The 15525-nt window shown below is 62.8% G+C and carries 14 protein-coding genes; 5 read left to right on the top strand and 9 right to left on the bottom strand.

The features are described from left to right. Positions 1 to 25 precede the first annotated feature (25 nt). The gene (locus NKF27_RS18055) at positions 26 to 541 is read right to left on the bottom strand and encodes a DUF805 domain-containing protein (protein ID WP_253554051.1); all 516 of its coding nucleotides are present in this window, start codon (positions 539 to 541) and stop codon (positions 26 to 28) included. Positions 542 to 701: 160 nt separating this feature from the next. Further along, complete coding sequence (locus NKF27_RS18050) at positions 702 to 1616, bottom strand: mechanosensitive ion channel family protein (RefSeq protein WP_108449236.1); 915 nt, start codon at positions 1614 to 1616, stop codon at positions 702 to 704. 266 nt (positions 1617 to 1882) lie between these two features. Here NKF27_RS18050 and NKF27_RS18045 point away from each other — a divergent pair, with 266 nt between their 5' ends. From NKF27_RS18045 to NKF27_RS18035, 3 genes are read left to right on the top strand one after another with little or no spacing between them, the layout of a single operon-like run. Further along, the gene (locus tag NKF27_RS18045) at positions 1883 to 3271 is read left to right on the top strand and encodes a YfcC family protein (protein WP_045993637.1); all 1389 of its coding nucleotides are present in this window, start codon (positions 1883 to 1885) and stop codon (positions 3269 to 3271) included. An 8-nt stretch (positions 3272 to 3279) separates the two neighbouring features. Beyond that, positions 3280 to 3981, top strand: coding sequence for a DUF1028 domain-containing protein (locus tag NKF27_RS18040; RefSeq protein ID WP_253554037.1), 702 nt, complete (start codon positions 3280 to 3282; stop codon positions 3979 to 3981). A gap of 51 nt (positions 3982 to 4032) precedes the next feature. Next, positions 4033 to 5283 carry an allantoate amidohydrolase gene (locus tag NKF27_RS18035; RefSeq protein WP_253554027.1) on the top strand — a complete coding sequence of 417 codons (1251 nt, stop codon included), beginning with the start codon at positions 4033 to 4035 and terminating at the stop codon, positions 5281 to 5283. A 180-nt stretch (positions 5284 to 5463) separates the two neighbouring features. On the opposite strand, the gene NKF27_RS18030 is transcribed toward NKF27_RS18035, so the two are convergent. Continuing rightward, positions 5464 to 6213 carry a FadR/GntR family transcriptional regulator gene (locus NKF27_RS18030; RefSeq protein WP_253554013.1) on the bottom strand — a complete coding sequence of 250 codons (750 nt, stop codon included), beginning with the start codon at positions 6211 to 6213 and terminating at the stop codon, positions 5464 to 5466. Between the two features lie 299 nt (positions 6214 to 6512). Between NKF27_RS18030 and NKF27_RS18025 the strand changes: the two genes are divergently transcribed. Continuing rightward, the gene (locus tag NKF27_RS18025) at positions 6513 to 8765 is read left to right on the top strand and encodes a bifunctional diguanylate cyclase/phosphodiesterase (protein WP_253554009.1); all 2253 of its coding nucleotides are present in this window, start codon (positions 6513 to 6515) and stop codon (positions 8763 to 8765) included. Positions 8766 to 8782: 17 nt separating this feature from the next. Here the strand turns inward: NKF27_RS18025 and NKF27_RS18020 are convergent, their stop codons facing one another. The 6 genes from NKF27_RS18020 to NKF27_RS17995 form a co-directional block, all read right to left on the bottom strand. Beyond that, positions 8783 to 9526 carry an SDR family oxidoreductase gene (locus NKF27_RS18020; protein WP_253554006.1) on the bottom strand — a complete coding sequence of 248 codons (744 nt, stop codon included), beginning with the start codon at positions 9524 to 9526 and terminating at the stop codon, positions 8783 to 8785. A gap of 82 nt (positions 9527 to 9608) precedes the next feature. Continuing rightward, a complete protein-coding gene (locus tag NKF27_RS18015; protein ID WP_253554004.1) occupies positions 9609 to 10571 on the bottom strand; it encodes an SMP-30/gluconolactonase/LRE family protein in 963 nt (320 codons plus the stop codon). A gap of 88 nt (positions 10572 to 10659) precedes the next feature. After that, complete coding sequence (dgoD, locus tag NKF27_RS18010) at positions 10660 to 11808, bottom strand: galactonate dehydratase (RefSeq protein WP_253554002.1); 1149 nt, start codon at positions 11806 to 11808, stop codon at positions 10660 to 10662. A 68-nt stretch (positions 11809 to 11876) separates the two neighbouring features. Continuing rightward, a complete protein-coding gene (locus NKF27_RS18005) occupies positions 11877 to 12692 on the bottom strand; it encodes a FadR/GntR family transcriptional regulator (RefSeq protein ID WP_253554000.1) in 816 nt (271 codons plus the stop codon). A 345-nt stretch (positions 12693 to 13037) separates the two neighbouring features. Continuing rightward, positions 13038 to 13397: a hypothetical protein gene (locus NKF27_RS18000; protein WP_253553998.1), complete on the bottom strand. Its 360-nt coding sequence runs from the start codon at positions 13395 to 13397 to the stop codon at positions 13038 to 13040. Between the two features lie 3 nt (positions 13398 to 13400). Continuing rightward, entirely contained in the window at positions 13401 to 13874 is a 474-nt protein-coding gene (locus NKF27_RS17995; RefSeq protein ID WP_253553985.1) for a hypothetical protein, read from the bottom strand. Between the two features lie 342 nt (positions 13875 to 14216). Between NKF27_RS17995 and NKF27_RS17990 the strand changes: the two genes are divergently transcribed. After that, a complete protein-coding gene (locus tag NKF27_RS17990; RefSeq protein WP_253553983.1) occupies positions 14217 to 15209 on the top strand; it encodes an Rpn family recombination-promoting nuclease/putative transposase in 993 nt (330 codons plus the stop codon). The last annotated feature ends 316 nt before the right edge of the window (positions 15210 to 15525 follow it).

Below are 15525 nucleotides of genomic sequence, written 5' to 3'. Positions count from 1 at the left end.
AGCGGGGAGCCGAGTTCTGCGGCACTTACTGACGAAAGACGTAAAAGAACCCGACCCAGGTGGCCAGGATCAGCAGTGGCTTCAGCACCAATACCGCACCGCTGGTGGAGCCCCGTTCGTCGTGCTCGGTGTCGCTGGACTCCCCGGGCTGCATGGCGAGTACCACCGTCAGCAGCAGGTTGGCGCCGGGGACCAGCAGCATCAGGCTCCACAAGCCCGCCTGGCCCAGGTCGTGCAGGCGACGAGTGCCGTGGAGCACCAAGGGCTGAAGGCTGATGACAACCCACCAGATCCCCAGCAGGCCTGCCTTGATCGTCAATGCGTCTTCGAGGGCGGGGGTGGTGATGGTGGTTGCCCACAGGGCGGCATAGTAGAACGATAGCGCCAGGGTAGCGTTGAGGCAGAAGTCGAGACGGCTCTCGCGCCCCGCCAGGCTGTCGAACCAGTAACCCGGCAACACTCGCCTGAGCTCGAAGGCCTGGGGCGATGAGTGACCGGGGGCGACAGGGTCGTGAAATCCGGGAGCAGTAGGGCGATGCATCGGTATCTCGTCCTGTAGATCCAGCGTGATGCCGGTGTGCAGTTGAGGGAGACTGGTTCGATAAGCTGCGTCCTTCCGACTTGAATCCTACCCATTTTCTCCCTTGGTCTAGATAGGCGATCACGTAGTTTCTAGTACGAACCGCGTAAATAGTGCTGGTTCATAAGTCTGGTGGGCGACCTGCTTCCGAAGGATGGAAGCGTTCGGCCTCTGCCTGGTCCTTGAACACCAGGGTGCGGTAAGGGAAGGGAATCTCGATATTGGCCTCATCGAGCGCGCGCTTGATGGATGCCACCACCTGATCGCGGGAAGCGCGGATGTCGACGGGGCGGGACCCGGTCCACCAGGCCACCTCGAAGTCGATGGAACTGGCGCCGAAGGCCTTGGCGAAGACCTGCACCGCACGCACGTCGCTGCGCACCGAGTCCACCTCGGCGACCGCGCCCTGGATGATCTCGCGAGCCTGGTCCACGTCCTCGTCGTAGGCGACGCCAACGATGATGGAGGTACGCCGGATATCGCGGTTGGTGCGAACGATGACCGGCTGCTGGAACAGCAGGGCGTTGGGCACCACGATCATCTGGCCGTCGGTGCGGCGGATACGGCTGTCGCGCACCGTGATCTGCTCTACCTGACCTTCCACGTCGTTGGCCTCCAGGGCGATGTGGTCGCCGATCTGGAAGGGTTCTCGCCACAGGATCAAGAGGCCGGCGAGGAAGTTCTCGAACACGTCCTTGAAGGCGAAGCCGATGGCGATGGAACCGAGGCCCAGGGTGGTAAGGGCCTTGCCGGGAGTGACGGTGGGGAAGATCAGGGTGATGGTGATCAGAAGTCCCCCGAGCCAAAGACAGAGCCCCGTCAGCATGGTCAGGACATCGCGCAGATTGCGTCGGAGCTTGGCCTTGTCGGCCACCCGCGCCACCAGGGCGCGGCCGAATCTCGCCACCAGCCAGGTCACCAGGATCAGCAGCAGGCCGGCGGCCAGTCGTGGGCCAGCAGAACCAATGTCTGACAGGTAGGCCTGAACCTCTCCCAGCAGCAGCGACACGAAGGGTAGTTGTTCCAGTTCTTCCATCGCATCCTCCCGGGCCATGTTCAGGCGGCGGGCGCACTATCCTGCGCCCTTGTTGCTGAGCATAGCGGGGCGCCAGGCAAATCGCGCGACACCTGCCAACGCTGGCAGTCCGGATACCTCGTCGGTTCCGACTTGACCCTCTATTTATCATGATAAATACTTTTGTTCATCTGGAGGTGGCCGCGATACGCTCGCGGCGTCACTCCATCGCCAGGCCTTCTTCGACAAACGATCCAGAACGGTTCTTCCACAACAAGGACAACTCCATGAGTGCCCACGACCAGACGCTGAAAGAGCGCAAGAAGTGGTATCGCACGGTGCCAGACCCGATGGTGCTTATCTTCCTGATCCTGCTCGCCACCTATGCGCTGACCTTCATCATTCCCGCCGGCGAGTTCGAGCGGGTCATGCAGGATGGACGCACCCGCGTGGTGCCGGACTCCTTTCATTATCTGAGCGACGTGGCGGCGATCTCGCCTTTCGACATCTTCGTGGCGATTCCCAAGGGCTTGAACGCGGCCTCGCTGTACCTGTTCATCGTGTTCATCGCCGGCGGGCTGTTCCATATCCTTCAACGCACCGGCGCCCTCGAGAACGCCATCGGGGTGGCGGTCAATCGCGTCGGCGTCGAACGGCGTAACGTCATCATCACCGCCGGCACCTTCATCTACGGCTTCTTCGGTGTGGCCGTCGGCTTCGAGAACAATATTGCGCTGGTGCCCATTGCGGTGCTGATCGCCAGCGCGGTGGGCTGCTCCAGCCTGGTGGGCACCACCATGGCGGTGGGTGGCATCGGCGTGGGCTTTGCACTGTCGCCGATCAATCCCTATACCGTGGGCGTGGCCCAGGGCATCGCCGAGCTACCGACCTTTTCCGGCGCCTGGCTGCGCGCCTTGCTGGTGCTGACCTCATTGGGCCTGTTGTCCTGGTATATCTGTCGCTTCGTCACCCGCATGGACTTCGAGGAGCCCAACGACGCCAAGGCCATGAGCAAGTCGCTGGACGAGTACCACATGAGCAAGCGCGACAAGCTCACGCTGGTGGTGTTCGTCGGTGGCCTCGCCGCCATGCTTGTGGGGGTCTTTACCCAGGGCTGGTACATCAATGAGATTGCCGGCATGTTCCTGCTGATCGCCATCGTGATCGGCATCGTCAACGGCCTGTCGGCCAACGAGATCGTCAAGCAGATGATGGAGGGGGCATCCGGCGTGACGGCGGGCGCCCTGGTCATCGGCCTGGCCGCCTCGATCCAGGTGATCCTCAAGGACGCCCAGATCATCGACACCATCGTCTACGCCTTGAGCGGTCTGATTCAGGACATCCCGGGGGCGCTGTCGGCGATCATGGCCAGCGTCGTCCAGGGGGTGATCAATCTGTTTGTGCCATCCGGCTCTGGCCAGGCGCTGGTGACCATGCCGATCCTGGTGCCGGTGGCTGACCTGGTCGGCATGAGCCGCCAGCTGATGATCACCGCCTTCCAGGTGGGTGACGGCCTGACCAACCTGATCGTGCCGACCTCCGGTGGCACCCTGGCGATGCTGGCGCTGGGCCGGGTGTCCTACGAGAAGTGGCTGAAGGCTATCCTGCCCTTCATGGCGCTGGTCTACCTGCTTTCCTGGGGTGGGCTGGTGATCGGCCATATGGTCGGCTACTAGGTCGCGCCATGACACTGTCGCTGCTGCATGTTCATCCGGCTACCGGCACGGTAGCCGCCCTCACCGCCACCGGAGGTGTGGCGGTGGGAGGCTACGTTCACCATGTGTGGCGTGGCGTCGGCGCCTGCGTGACCCAGGGGCGGGTTACCCACCCCTGGTATCCCGACGGTGTCCGCCGGGCGCTGGAACAGGGGGAGGATGCCCGCGGTGCGCTTGCCCGACAGGTCTACGCCGACAAGGGGGCCTCGTTGCGCCAGTGCCTGGTGATGGATGCCCGGGGGCGCGCAGCGCTGCATAGTGGTGCCGACAACCTCGACACCGTCGCTTCCTGCTGCTACCCCGGCGTGGCCGCGGCGGGCAACCTGCTGGCCAGCGCCAAGGTGGTCGAGGCCCTGGCCCACGCCTTTGTCGATACCTGTTGTAGCAACGCCGACGCAGTACGCCAGGGCGCAACGCCCGAGTACCGCGACGACTATGAGGCGTACCTGCTCGAGGGACTGATCGACGCCCTGGAGGCCGCCCTGGCAGAGGGGGGCGACGTCAGAGGCACGCGCTCCGCCGCCCTGCGTATCGAGTCGTTCTCCCAGGCCCCCCTCGATCTGCGTGTCGATTGGTGTGAGGGCGATATCGCGGGCGAGTTGCGCGCCCTGGCCAGGCGTGTGCGCGCGCCAGCCTTTGCCGACTTTCTGGCGTCCCTGCCGCGTCGTTGACGCCATTCCTTCGTTATTCCGGTGCCTCAAGGCACCCGATCTGGAGATATCATGACCGCTGACCACGAGACCATGACGCTCGGCGCACAACTGCTCGAGCGCCTCGACGAGGCTGCGTGTTTCTCGGAGCCTGGTGCCGGCGTGACCCGGCTGTTCTGCTCGGAGCAACACCGCCAGGTACTCGAACTTATCGCCGATTGGATGCGCCGGGCCGGACTTGAGCCCGAACTGGATGCCTCCGGGAATCTGGTTGGGCGATGCGACAAGGCGCGCGCCGGCGCGCGTACGCTGATCATGGGGTCACACCAGGACACCGTGGTCGAAGGCGGCAAGTATGACGGCATGCTCGGCGTAGCGCTGCCGCTGCTGGCGCTGGAGCGATTGAAGAAGGATGGGATCGAGCTCGACTACGGCGTCGAAGTGGTGGCCTTCGGTGATGAGGAGGGGACCCGCTTTCAGTCGACGCTGATCGGCAGTCGTGCCCTGGCCGGTACCTTCGATCCTGCCAGCCTGGAGGCCAGGGATGCCGATGGCGTCAGCGTGGGCGAGGCGCTTCGGGCCTTTGGTGGTGATCCCGAGAAAATCCCCTCGTTAGCCCGAGATCCTGACTCGGTGCTGGGCTTCGTCGAGGTCCACATCGAACAGGGGCCAGTGCTGGAATGGCGCGATCACGCTCTCGGCGTGGTGACCTCCTTGACCGGGATCGAGCGTCACCGGCTGACGGTGGCCGGCAAGGCAGGCCACGCCGGCACCACGCCGATGCCGGGCCGTCGCGATGCGCTGGTGGGGGCTGCCGAGATGATCGCCGAGGTCGACCGCATCCTTAACGCCACCGAGGATTTTGTCGGGGTGGTGGGTAAGCTGGAGGTACGCCCCAACGCGGTCAACGTGATTCCTGCCGAGGTGGTGTTCACCCTCGAGCTGCGCTCTCCCCACGCCGAGGTTCGGCGTCGTGGTCGCGAGGACATTCTGGCCGCCTGCCGACAACTGGCACAGGCGCGCGAGTTGTCACTGACGGTGGAGACGACCTATGAGGCCGAGGCGGTGGCCTGCGCGGACTGGCTGATCGAGGCCTTGGGGGATGCCTGCCAACGGTGCGATGAGCCGGCTGATCTGCTGTTCAGCGGCGCAGGTCATGACGGTCTGGCGATGTGCGACCTGACCGGTATCGGCATGTTGTTCGTGCGTTGTACCGATGGCCTGAGTCACCATCCGGACGAAGCCATCACCGCGGCCGACGGTGAGGCGGCCACTCGTGTACTGATGCAGTTTCTCAAGGACCTGACTGTGAAGGCGCAATAGGCGTCGTCGAGACTCGCACCTCCGCAACTACTAGGCTCTGTCCGAAAAGTCGACGAGCGAAGGTTTGACAAGGCAAAAATCGGTGAGAAAGCGCAGTTTACGGGGTGTAAATGAGCATTTTGATCCGATTTTTAACGCCGTATTACCGAGCGCAGGCACTTTTCGGACGAGCCCTAGTGGTTAACCTTCGTTGAGAAACCCGCGTCTTACCTGCGCCTCGTTGTCGTGCATCACCGCCTGGGCTTCCAGCAGATGCTCGCGCATCAGGATGCGGGCGCGTTCTCCGTCGCCGGCCTCGATGGCGTCGAGCAGCCAGGCGTGATACTGGCAGCCGGCGGGACCGATATGATGGTCGCCGGGCTCGTACAGCCGCCGATAGACGGTAAGGTCTGACAGCACCTGGGCGGTGAAGCGGATGATGAAGGACAGCAAGGGGTTGCCGCCGGAAAGCTGCGCCAGTTGTTCATGAAAGTCCAGCGAGTCGATGTGCTGCTGGCGCTCGGCGTCCAGGTCACAGGCGGGCTCGGCGTAGCTCGCTAGCGACTGGCGCAGCCTGGCGATGTCTGAAGCCTCGACCTGCCCCGCCAGCGAGGCGACCAGTTCCGGTTCCAGCGCCAGACGGATCTGGTAGATATCGCGGATCGAGATGTCCTTGAAATAGAGATAGTGACTGAGCAGCGAGATGGCGCGGGACTCGCTCATTTCCCGGATAAACACGCCGCCGCCGGGGCCGGTGCGCGTCTCGACCAGCCCCTGGGCTTCCAGCACCCGGGTGCTTTCACGAACGGTGCCCTTGGAGGCGCCGAGAATCTCCATCAACTCCGCCTCACCGGGCAAACGATCACCCGGTGACAGCTCGCGTTCGACGATCCACCCCTTGATGGTCTCTGCCAATTGATAGGGTCGTCTGCGAGGTGTCGATCCAGTCATGATGGTCTCTCGTCGGTGATGAAAACACAGCATATCAGAGCGCATGACGGACTGGCCGCCACCTCGTCAGCCAGGGTTAGCGCGACTGTACGAGGAGACCCGGCAAAGATTTTGTGAATATTAGTTACATTTAGTAACAGTGTGGCTATTCTAGAAGGCTCAGGGTGAGGCTTGCCCCTGAAATGGCCTAAGCCGGCTGGGCCGCAGTGCCCGTGAGGCGTTAACGGGTGACTTTTCTGCCACTCTGTATACAGCGTTGGGTGGTGGTGGCGCCATCGACAATCTGTGGAGGCCTTTCGATGTCCTTTCGTGCTCGGCTGTTGCTGGTGATGCTGGTCCTGACCATCGGGATCCAGCTGGTCGTGTCATGGGCGGTACTCAGTGCGCTCAAGACGACCGCCATGGAGCAGGGCGAGAAGGAACTGGGCGTGGCTTCCGGCGTGGCGCAAGCCCTGCTCGATGGCTGGGGCCAGCAATTGCTGCACAGTGTGGATCTGCTGGTGGAAGATCCCCGTTTTCGCGAGGCCATCGACCCGCTCGACAGCGCGGTACGGGTGGACGTTCTTGGCGAGTACGCGGAGCGCATGGGTGCCAACCTGGTGAGCCTGCTCGATGATGAGGGCCGGGTGACGGTGTCGAGCCATCATGAGGCCGGGGCCACGGATGCTTTCCCCGACCTCCGGGATCAGGCGAGACGTACCGATGGGGCCATCACCCTGTTCATTCATGATGGCGAGGCCTTTCAGCTTGTCCTGCATCCGGTGCGGGGGACGACGTCCGCGGGCTGGCTGGTCATGGGGTTTCGCCTCGACGAGGACATGGCGACGGCGCTGTCGGCGCTGATTCGCAGCGACACCCATTTCGAGGTGCAGGTGGGTGAAGGTGAGGACGTAGGCCTTGTGGGGAGCGAGGGTCTGCGCCAAGCCTCGACGCTGTTCGAGGATGCAGAGGGGCGTATCCAGCTCGTGGTAGAACGTTCCTACGAGACTCTGCTGGCCGACTATCAGGCGATAAAGCGCCAGTTGGCTATCATCCTGGCGATCAGCCTGGCGCTGATGCTGGTGGCCGCCATCTTGATCGCTCGAGGCGTGAGTCTGCCGCTGTTGCGGCTGGTAGGGGCGACCAAGAGTGTGGGGCGAGGGGAACCTCTGGATCTCGATCGGCTTCCCCGCAAGGGAGAATTTGGGCTGCTGTCCTCGACCATGCTGAAGATGCAGAACGACCTGGTGCGCCGGGAAGCCGACATTCGCAAGCGCTCACGCCAGGATCAGTTGACCGGGCTCGGCAATCGCCAATGCGCCAACGAGGATATCGAGGCTGCCATCGCCACCGGGCGTCCCTTTACCCTGCTGCGCCTGACCATCAACCATATGCGCCGGATCAACGACACCTTCGGCCATGACTTCGGTGATCAGGTACTGAGTACGCTGGCCGGACGCCTGGCGGATCTGCCGGCACCCAAGGCAGGGGCTTACCGTCTCAGTGGCGACGAATTCCTGCTGCTGCTGTCGGTGTCTCACCTCGACCCGCTGTGGCTTGAGGATACGCATCGTCGACTGACCCGGGCGATCCGTCTGGATGGGTCGCCGGTGACACTCGATTGCGCCATGGGCGAGGCGCGCTATCCGGAGCATGGCGGCGAGGCCAACCTGCTGCTGCGGCGGGCCGAAATCGCACTGGATCGAGCACGTCAGCTACGCCAGTCCTACCAGTGTTACCTGCACGGCCAGGACGAACGCCATCTGCGCCATCTGTCTCTGGTGCGCGATCTCCAGCACGCCGCCAGCAACGGTGAATTCTCGCTGCGCTATCAACCCCAGGTGTCGGCCCTGACCGGCCGGGCCCTCGGCATGGAGGCACTACTGCGTTGGGATCACCCCAGGCTCGGGCGCATTCCTCCGGATGAATTCATTGCCCTGGCCGAACGCTCGGGGCTGATCCACCAGCTGACCCAGTGGGTCATCGACACCGGCTGCCAGCAACTGGCCAGGTGGAGCGAGGCAGGGCTCAATGTGCGCCTCGGGGTGAATATCTCGGCCATGGACCTGCAGCAGCCAGGGTTGATCAAGCGGGTCGAGCGGGCGCTGGACCGCCATGGCCTGCGCGGTGAGCGTCTGTGCATCGAGCTCACCGAGAGCGCGCTGATGGAGTCGCCGGAGATGGGGGCGCGCAAGCTGCAGTCATTGCGCGCCATGGGGGTGGAGCTGGCCATCGATGACTATGGAACAGGCTATTCGTCGCTGGCCCAGCTCAAGCGTATGCCGGTCCAGGAGCTGAAGATCGACAAGTCTTTCGTCATGCAGCTGGTGAAGGGGTCCGAGGACGACGTCATCGTGTCCTCCACGATCGAGCTTGCTCACCACCTGGGGCTCAGCGTGGTCGCCGAGGGGGTGGAAGACCAGACGGTGGCGGACCACCTGGCGGAGCAAGGCTGCCATATGCTGCAGGGCTTCCTGATTTCACGACCAATGACCGCCGAGGCTGCCACCGAGTGGCTGCGCAGTCGCGTCGGGGACGGCATCCGCGACGCCGCCAACGAAGAACTGCGCTGAGCCTTGACGACGCTGCTTCAGGCGAAGCCGCCGTTGGCGCGGATGACCTGGCCATTGATCCACTCGGCCTCCGGGCTTAGCAGGAAGGCGATCACTGCGGCGATGTCTCGCGGTTGGCCCAGTCGCTCCAGTGGTGGCATATGGGTGAACCTTTCGATCTGTTCCTCGGTCTTGCCCGAGCGGAACAGTTCGGTATCCACCGGTCCCGGCGCTACCGCGTTGACGGTGATCCGCCTGCCGCGCAACTCGCCGGCAAACACCCGGGTCAGCGACTCCACCGCGGCCTTGGTGGCGTTGTAGAGCCCGTAACCAGGCAGATTCAGGGCCAGCGCGCTGCTCGACAGGTTGACGATTCGGCCGCCATCCTCCAGCCGCGAGGCGGCTTCCCTCAGGGTGTTGAAGGTGCCGCGCGTGTTGGTCTCGAAGTGCGTGTCGTAGTCGTCGTCCGCCGCCTCGGCGAGGGGCACTGCCTTGAGCACGCCGGCATTGTTCACCAGCGCATCGACGCGACCGAAGTGCTGCATGGCAGTGTCGAAAAGCTGCGCCACTTCGTCGGTGCGTGAGATGTCTGCCTGAACGGCCAGCGCCGCGCCGCCCTGGGCCAGGATCTCCTCGACCAGGCCGTCGGCGACCTCGCGGTGATGGGCGTAGTTGACGATCACTGCATAGCCATCGTTGGCCAGACGCCGACTGATGTCGGCCCCGATACCGCGTGAGCCACCGGTGATGATGGCGACCTTGTGAGAGTCGGATTCGCTCATGCTTCAGGCCTCTGGGGGTGCGTCGTAAACCTGGGGGCGCCGCCGATGGGCAAGCCGAAAGCGGCGGCATGTGAGCAGTGATTCAGCGCAGGGCGATCGGTGGATCATCGAGCCCACGTACGCCGGGAAGCGCTTCGCTCAGGTCGAACAGGAAGGTGGCGCCGTCCTGGCGGCCTTCCTTGTGTTCTCGCTGTCCTTCGGTGGCGGTGGTGATCAGCAGGGTGGTCAGCTCACGCCCGCCGAAGGCCGGGCAGGAGGGCTGGTCGGCGTTGACCCTGACATGACCGACCTCCTCGCCATCCGGCGCCAGCCGGGCAACCCGCCCTGAACCCCATAGCGCCAGCCACATGTAGCCATCGGCATCGATCACTGCGCCGTCCGGGTTTCCCGGGTCGTCGTTGAAGTCCGCCCAGGGTTCGGGCTCGGCCAATTGTTCGGGCCTTGCTGCTATCCCGTTCTGAAGGAAGGCGCCGCCATCCTGGCGCAACGGGAAGCCCTCGGCATCGAGCGCCCAGCGCATGACCACCCCGGTGGCGGTGTCGGTGAAGTAGCCAAGGCGACCATCCGGTGAAAAGCACAGGGCATTGGGGATGGTGATGTCTTGCTTCAGGCAGAAGACCTCGCCGCGGTACAGGCGATAGAGGCTGCCGGCTGCGGCTTCGGCGGCCTTGCCCATGGTCGAGAACCACAGTCCGCCGTGGCGATCGATGCGCGCATCGTTGCTGCGTGTCACCGGGTTGTCAGCCTCGACCTCGCGCCAGGGTGACACGCCGCCGTGGGCGTGGTCGCGTTCCTTGAGGCCGTGTTCGGTGACCAGCAGATCATCACCGCTGGTCAAGGGGGCGGCGAAGGACACCAGCTCGTCCAGCGCCTGGGACTGATGATCGCCGTCTTCGAGGCGGTAGCGATGGAAGTGGCGCCCGAGGATATCGAGCCAGCGAAACTCGCCACGCCGGGCGTCCCAGCTGGGGCCCTCGCCGAGTTCGCAGGGTGCCTCGACGATGGCGCGAGCCTCGCCAAGGCAGGGGGATGCGGAACGGGACATGACGTCTCCTCGAACTTGGCGGATGGCTCCTTGGGGCGCGCATCCACCAGGACTGTTGTCATTGTTCGGCAACGCGATCAGCCGTCGCTCACCACTCGGCGACGGAGCCGTCATCGTGCTGCCATACCGGGTTGCGCCAGCGGTGCCCGACCTTGGCGCGTTCCTCGACGAACGCCTCGTTGATCTCGACGCCCAGGCCGGGCCCCTCAGGAATGGCACAGAAGCCGTCTTCGATCGACAGTGCGTTCTTGTCGACCAGGTAGTCGAGCACGTCGTTGTCCTTGTTGTAGTGGATGCCCATGCTCTGTTCCTGAATAAAGGCATTGTGACATACCGCATCCAGTTGCAGCGACGCCGCCAGGGTCAGCGGACCCAACGGACAGTGGGGCGCCAGCGCCACATCGTAGGCCGAGGCCAGGGTGGCGATCTTCAGCCCTTCACTGATGCCGCCGCAGTGAGACAGGTCCGGCTGGACGATGTCGACCATATTGTCGGCGAGCAGGTCACGGAAGGCGAAACGGGTGTGCAGGCGTTCGCCGGTGGCGATCGGGGTGGCCAGATCCTGGGCGATGGTCTTGAGCACCGGCAGGTGCTCGGGTGCCACCGGCTCCTCGATGAACATCAGGTGATAGGGCTCGAGCTCGCGCATCAGCGTCTTGGCCATGGGCCGATGGACACGGCCGTGGAAGTCCACCGCGATGCCCACATCGGGGCCGACGGCGTCGCGAGCCTCGGCGACTCGGGCCACCGCCTTGTCGATCTTGCGATGGCTGTCGACGATCTGCATCTCCGGGGTGCCGTTCATCTTGAAGGCGGTAAAGCCCTGATCGGTCAGGGCCTTGGCACCGGCTCCCACATCGGAAGGACGATCGCCGCCGGTCCAGGCGTACATGCGCATGCGATCACGCACCTTGCCGCCCAGCAGTTGATGCACCGGCACGCCGAGTTCGCGGCCCTTGAGGTCCCACAGCGCCTGGTCGATACCGGCGATGGCGGACATCAGAATCGGGCCTCCGCGATAAAAGCCGGCCCGGTACATGACGTTCCACAGATGCTCGATATTGCGCGGGTCCTGGCCGATCAGATAGTCCGACAGCTCGTGAACGGCGGCTTCCACAGTGGCGGCCCGGCCCTCGATGACCGGCTCGCCCCAGCCGTAGACGCCCTCGTCGGTCTCGATCTTCAGAAAGCACCAGCGCGGCGGAACCTGCCAGGTCTTGAGTCGGGTAATCTTCATGGTCGATGCCTCTTGTGGGGCCAGCTTGGCCCGATGTCGATGGGGTTGGGTGAAGCGGGCAGACGGGCTTAAACGCGTCGCGGCGCAGGTGTCGTGATGCCACTGGCCGGGAGCGTCTTGTCCAGGTCTCGGGCGGTGCGCTCGAGCAACAGTTCGGTGGCGCGGCGGGCCTGCTCGGGCTGTCTCAGGCGAATCGCCTCGAGTAGCTGGCGGTGACGTTCCAGGCTATCGCCGAGTCCACGCGCATGGCCATCTGCAGCGTCGTCCGTGTGTCCGTCAGCGGAGCTCCCGGCATGGCGCTGCGAGCGCTGGATCAGGGCGACGATGGAAGGCCTCAAAAGAAGCCCCATCTGGCGCCAGACAAGGTTGTGGCTGGCGCGATAGATGGCGTCGTGAAAGGCCACATCGTGCTCGGCGTGGGCCAGTCGCTGTGAAGCCGCATCGGCGGTCTCTTGCATGCCGCCAAAGGCGCGCTCGATGCGTGCCAGGTCGTCGCCTGAGGCGTTAAGCGCCGCCAGCTCGCCGATATAGGGTTCCGCTGCCAGGCGAAAGGCAAACACTGCCTCGACCAGTTGCGGGTGGGGCGCGTCCAGGCTGGCCATCCAGCCGCTCATCTGTGGATCCAGCAGATGCCAGTCGACGATATCGCGCACGACGGTGCCGCGACCGGCGGTGCGCTCGATCAGACCCGCCGCGCTGAGTTCGCCCAGGGCGTTGCGCACCCGATTGCGGCTGGCCTCGAAGTGCTGGCACAGATCCAGCTCCCGAGGAAACAGATCCCCCGGCTGCCAGTGCCCCGACAGAATCGCCCTGGCCAGCACCTCGGCCAGTGCCGCGGCACCGCGACCCTCGGCGGGCCTCGGGAGTGAAGCGAGAGCGTCCATCCAGGCCTCCATAATGTTCGACGTTACTATAGTTAATGTCTGACATTTTAGGCAAGGCAGGAATGCCACGAATGGGGTAGACCTTGGTGGAAGGGTCGATAGCGAGGTGCAGCGTCTCGTCTCGCGCTCGTTGGCATCGTAGCTCGCTGAATCGTAAACATGTCGAGGCATGCAACATCGCCGTCGTCGTGGGCGAAGTTCTGCAGTCGATCTGTTGGGCAACGTGGCGTGAGAAAAAGCGCTGGAGAATGGATTTGAAGCTGAGAAACATCGGGCCAGTCAGTGCCCGCCAGGTCGGATTCCTCGTCGATGCAATGGCGGGGAGCATCGTCTGGCGGTTGTTGCCTAGGCGAGAGGAGGTCCTGTGGGCCTGACGAGTGTCAGCCTCGAGCGCATTTTGATTTTCTGGATGTGCTCCTTCCTGGTGTGAAGTGATCGGCAAACGGATGCAGCATCGTCAGCGCCAGCCACCAGTGCCTCATTCAACAGTTCAGCCAGGGAGAGGTCGTGGCGGTTGGCCACATCGATCATGACGGCCAGGCGGGAATGGCCGATGCGCTTGAGGGCTTCCGGCGAGACGACAAGCAGGGCGCCAGACACTTGCTGACCGATGCTCCGCTTGAGCATGACAGGGTCAACATCGATCCGGGCCTTCTGACAGAACGACCACATGGAGCTGTGGATCTGCTCAACCATCTCCTGCATATGTCACCTCGAGAATAGTGAAACGACTTTACCCGTTGCGTCACCCTCGAGCGGCTCGGGCTCGTTGTAAGGGTACCTGGAGCCTTGGTCATGGTAGAGCGTGAAGGCTACCCCTGTCGGGGTCATATCCTCGAGCAGAGCCTGCCCCATGTCCTTTCTCGGCAGACCTGCTTGGTAGCTTTGAAGCAGGTTGACGAACAGGTCACTCAGTAAACGAGGGGGCAGGTTATCGATGGCCCAGGGCGTGAGCACATCCCCCATGACATCCAGGAAATAGTTGATCGACCGGTCCCTGCCGGCGAGACCCCCTTGTACCTTGTGTTCGATAAAGGCAAGCCGAAGTGTGCGTGTAGCCTTTTCCATTGGTGTATCCATGGTCTTGTAGTCCCTTTTCTTCTCACTAAATGTTGGCCGGACCATGACTGCCAGGATTTCTACGCGGATACGCGGGCGCGGTGCCGGCAGGAAATGGTGCATCGATACCCTGGTGGCATTCAGAGAGGGAGTGCCTTTGGTTGTAGTCTATCCAGAACGATATCCCTGCGTTGAGCGATTTGACCTGAGTTTGACGAGGATCGTTAGTTGGGCTGACCGATGCCTGAAGGGTGTTAACGCCATTTGCCACAAGACTTTCTGAAATGCCAGGGAAAGGAGCCTCAAAGCCGTTTCCTTTCAGCATGTATTTCGACAACTCCACTTAGATTGCTCCGTACGTATCACTTTTTTGGCTGGTCTTTGCCGAGATCTTCTCGTGCGCTGGAGCTCTCGAGGGGCCCACGTCATTGTCTGGTTCAGGATGCATAAATGGACCAGCCTGCCATGCGTGATAGACATGATCAGAGCTACAAGCTGCTCTTCAGTGAGCCCAGGGTGATACGTGACCTCTTGACCGGGTTCGTCGAAGGGGAGTGGGTCGAGCGGCTGGACCTGGATAGCCTGGAGAAGGTCAGCGGCGGTTTCGTGACGGATGATCTTCGCGACCGCGAAGGCGACGTGATCTGGCGGGTGCGTTCTGGTGATGACTGGCTGTACCTTTATCTGCTGATCGAGTTTCAGAGCAGCGTCGATCCCTTCATGGCGCTGCGCATCATGACCTACGTGGGGCTGCTGTATCAGGACCTGGTAAAGCAGAGAAAGTTGGCCAGCGAGCGCAGCTTGCCGCCGGTACTGCCCATCGTCCTCTACAATGGAGAAAGGCGATGGAGTGCCGCGAAGGAGCTCTCCGAACTGATTCATCCCGCAGCGGCACAACTGGCTCGCTACCAGCCCTCGCAGTCCTATCTGCTGCTGGATGAAGGTGCAATCGTCGCCGACGAGCGCTGGCCTACGGACACCCGCAACCTGGTTGCCGCCATCTTTCGGCTGGAGTATCACCACAGCCAACAGGACGTGATCGACACCATCGGCCAGTTGGTGGAGTGGTTGAAATCACCCGGGCAGGCTCGGCTGCGGCGCCACTTCGCGACATGGATCAAGCGCGTCCTGCTGCCCAACTGGGTGCCGGGCGGGAAGGACGACCACGAGCAGTGGCAGGCGCTCAATGACCTTGAGGAGGTACACACCATGCTGTCGGAACGTGCCAAACGATGGCCCGAACAGTGGAAGCAGAAGGGACTCGAGGAAGGTCGCCAGATAGGCTGGCAGATAGGTCGCGAAGAAGGTCGCGAAGAAGGTCGCGAAGAAGGGCGCGAGGAAGGGCGCCTGGAAACCGCGCGTAATCTGCTAACGCGCACTTCCATGGATGACCGCGAAATCGCAGAAATCTGCGGACTCGACTTCGAACAGGTGGCGGAGTTGAGAAGAAAGGAATGAGCTGAGCCGGACCGGCTCGCAAGATGGAGGTGTGTGCCATGCTGCCGCATCGCTTGATGGCCAGGGTGGTGGCGTGGCCGAGTGCGAGACGCCTTCTCGATTTAGGGTTGCGCATCACGTAAGGCAATGTAATGCAGGTGTACGTATGTAAGAGTCTAACTTTTGTTAACTCTATGTATAAGGTTTAACTTGCTGATATAGAAGAGGTGTTTCGTTTCTTTGCATAAAAGGGTGCTTCGATGAAGGTTTGAGAGTTGCAGATCTCTTGCCTATAAGGGAATGGCTTGTTTGGCGGTGTGACTGGTAGTTGGCGCCG

Source organism: Halomonas sp. DN3 (genome assembly GCF_024137905.1).
Lineage (GTDB): Bacteria > Pseudomonadota > Gammaproteobacteria > Pseudomonadales > Halomonadaceae > Halomonas > Halomonas litopenaei.
Note: the sequence above shows the minus strand (reverse complement) of the source record. Positions and strands in the feature narration are given on the sequence as shown.

What these genes read in the sequence shown, in the direction of transcription:
- NKF27_RS18055 (WP_253554051.1), bottom strand. Translation starts at nt 541, where the DNA reads ATGCATCGCCCTACTGCTCCCGGATTTCACGACCCTGTCGCCCCCGGT.
- NKF27_RS18050 (WP_108449236.1), bottom strand. Translation starts at nt 1,616, where the DNA reads ATGGAAGAACTGGAACAACTACCCTTCGTGTCGCTGCTGCTGGGAGAG.
- NKF27_RS18045 (WP_045993637.1), top strand. Translation starts at nt 1,883, where the DNA reads ATGAGTGCCCACGACCAGACGCTGAAAGAGCGCAAGAAGTGGTATCGC.
- NKF27_RS18040 (WP_253554037.1), top strand. Translation starts at nt 3,280, where the DNA reads ATGACACTGTCGCTGCTGCATGTTCATCCGGCTACCGGCACGGTAGCC.
- NKF27_RS18035 (WP_253554027.1), top strand. Translation starts at nt 4,033, where the DNA reads ATGACCGCTGACCACGAGACCATGACGCTCGGCGCACAACTGCTCGAG.
- NKF27_RS18030 (WP_253554013.1), bottom strand. Translation starts at nt 6,213, where the DNA reads ATGACTGGATCGACACCTCGCAGACGACCCTATCAATTGGCAGAGACC.
- NKF27_RS18025 (WP_253554009.1), top strand. Translation starts at nt 6,513, where the DNA reads ATGTCCTTTCGTGCTCGGCTGTTGCTGGTGATGCTGGTCCTGACCATC.
- NKF27_RS18020 (WP_253554006.1), bottom strand. Translation starts at nt 9,526, where the DNA reads ATGAGCGAATCCGACTCTCACAAGGTCGCCATCATCACCGGTGGCTCA.
- NKF27_RS18015 (WP_253554004.1), bottom strand. Translation starts at nt 10,571, where the DNA reads ATGTCCCGTTCCGCATCCCCCTGCCTTGGCGAGGCTCGCGCCATCGTC.
- dgoD (WP_253554002.1), bottom strand. Translation starts at nt 11,808, where the DNA reads ATGAAGATTACCCGACTCAAGACCTGGCAGGTTCCGCCGCGCTGGTGC.
- NKF27_RS18005 (WP_253554000.1), bottom strand. Translation starts at nt 12,692, where the DNA reads ATGGACGCTCTCGCTTCACTCCCGAGGCCCGCCGAGGGTCGCGGTGCC.
- NKF27_RS18000 (WP_253553998.1), bottom strand. Translation starts at nt 13,397, where the DNA reads ATGCAGGAGATGGTTGAGCAGATCCACAGCTCCATGTGGTCGTTCTGT.
- NKF27_RS17995 (WP_253553985.1), bottom strand. Translation starts at nt 13,874, where the DNA reads ATGCACCATTTCCTGCCGGCACCGCGCCCGCGTATCCGCGTAGAAATC.
- NKF27_RS17990 (WP_253553983.1), top strand. Translation starts at nt 14,217, where the DNA reads ATGCGTGATAGACATGATCAGAGCTACAAGCTGCTCTTCAGTGAGCCC.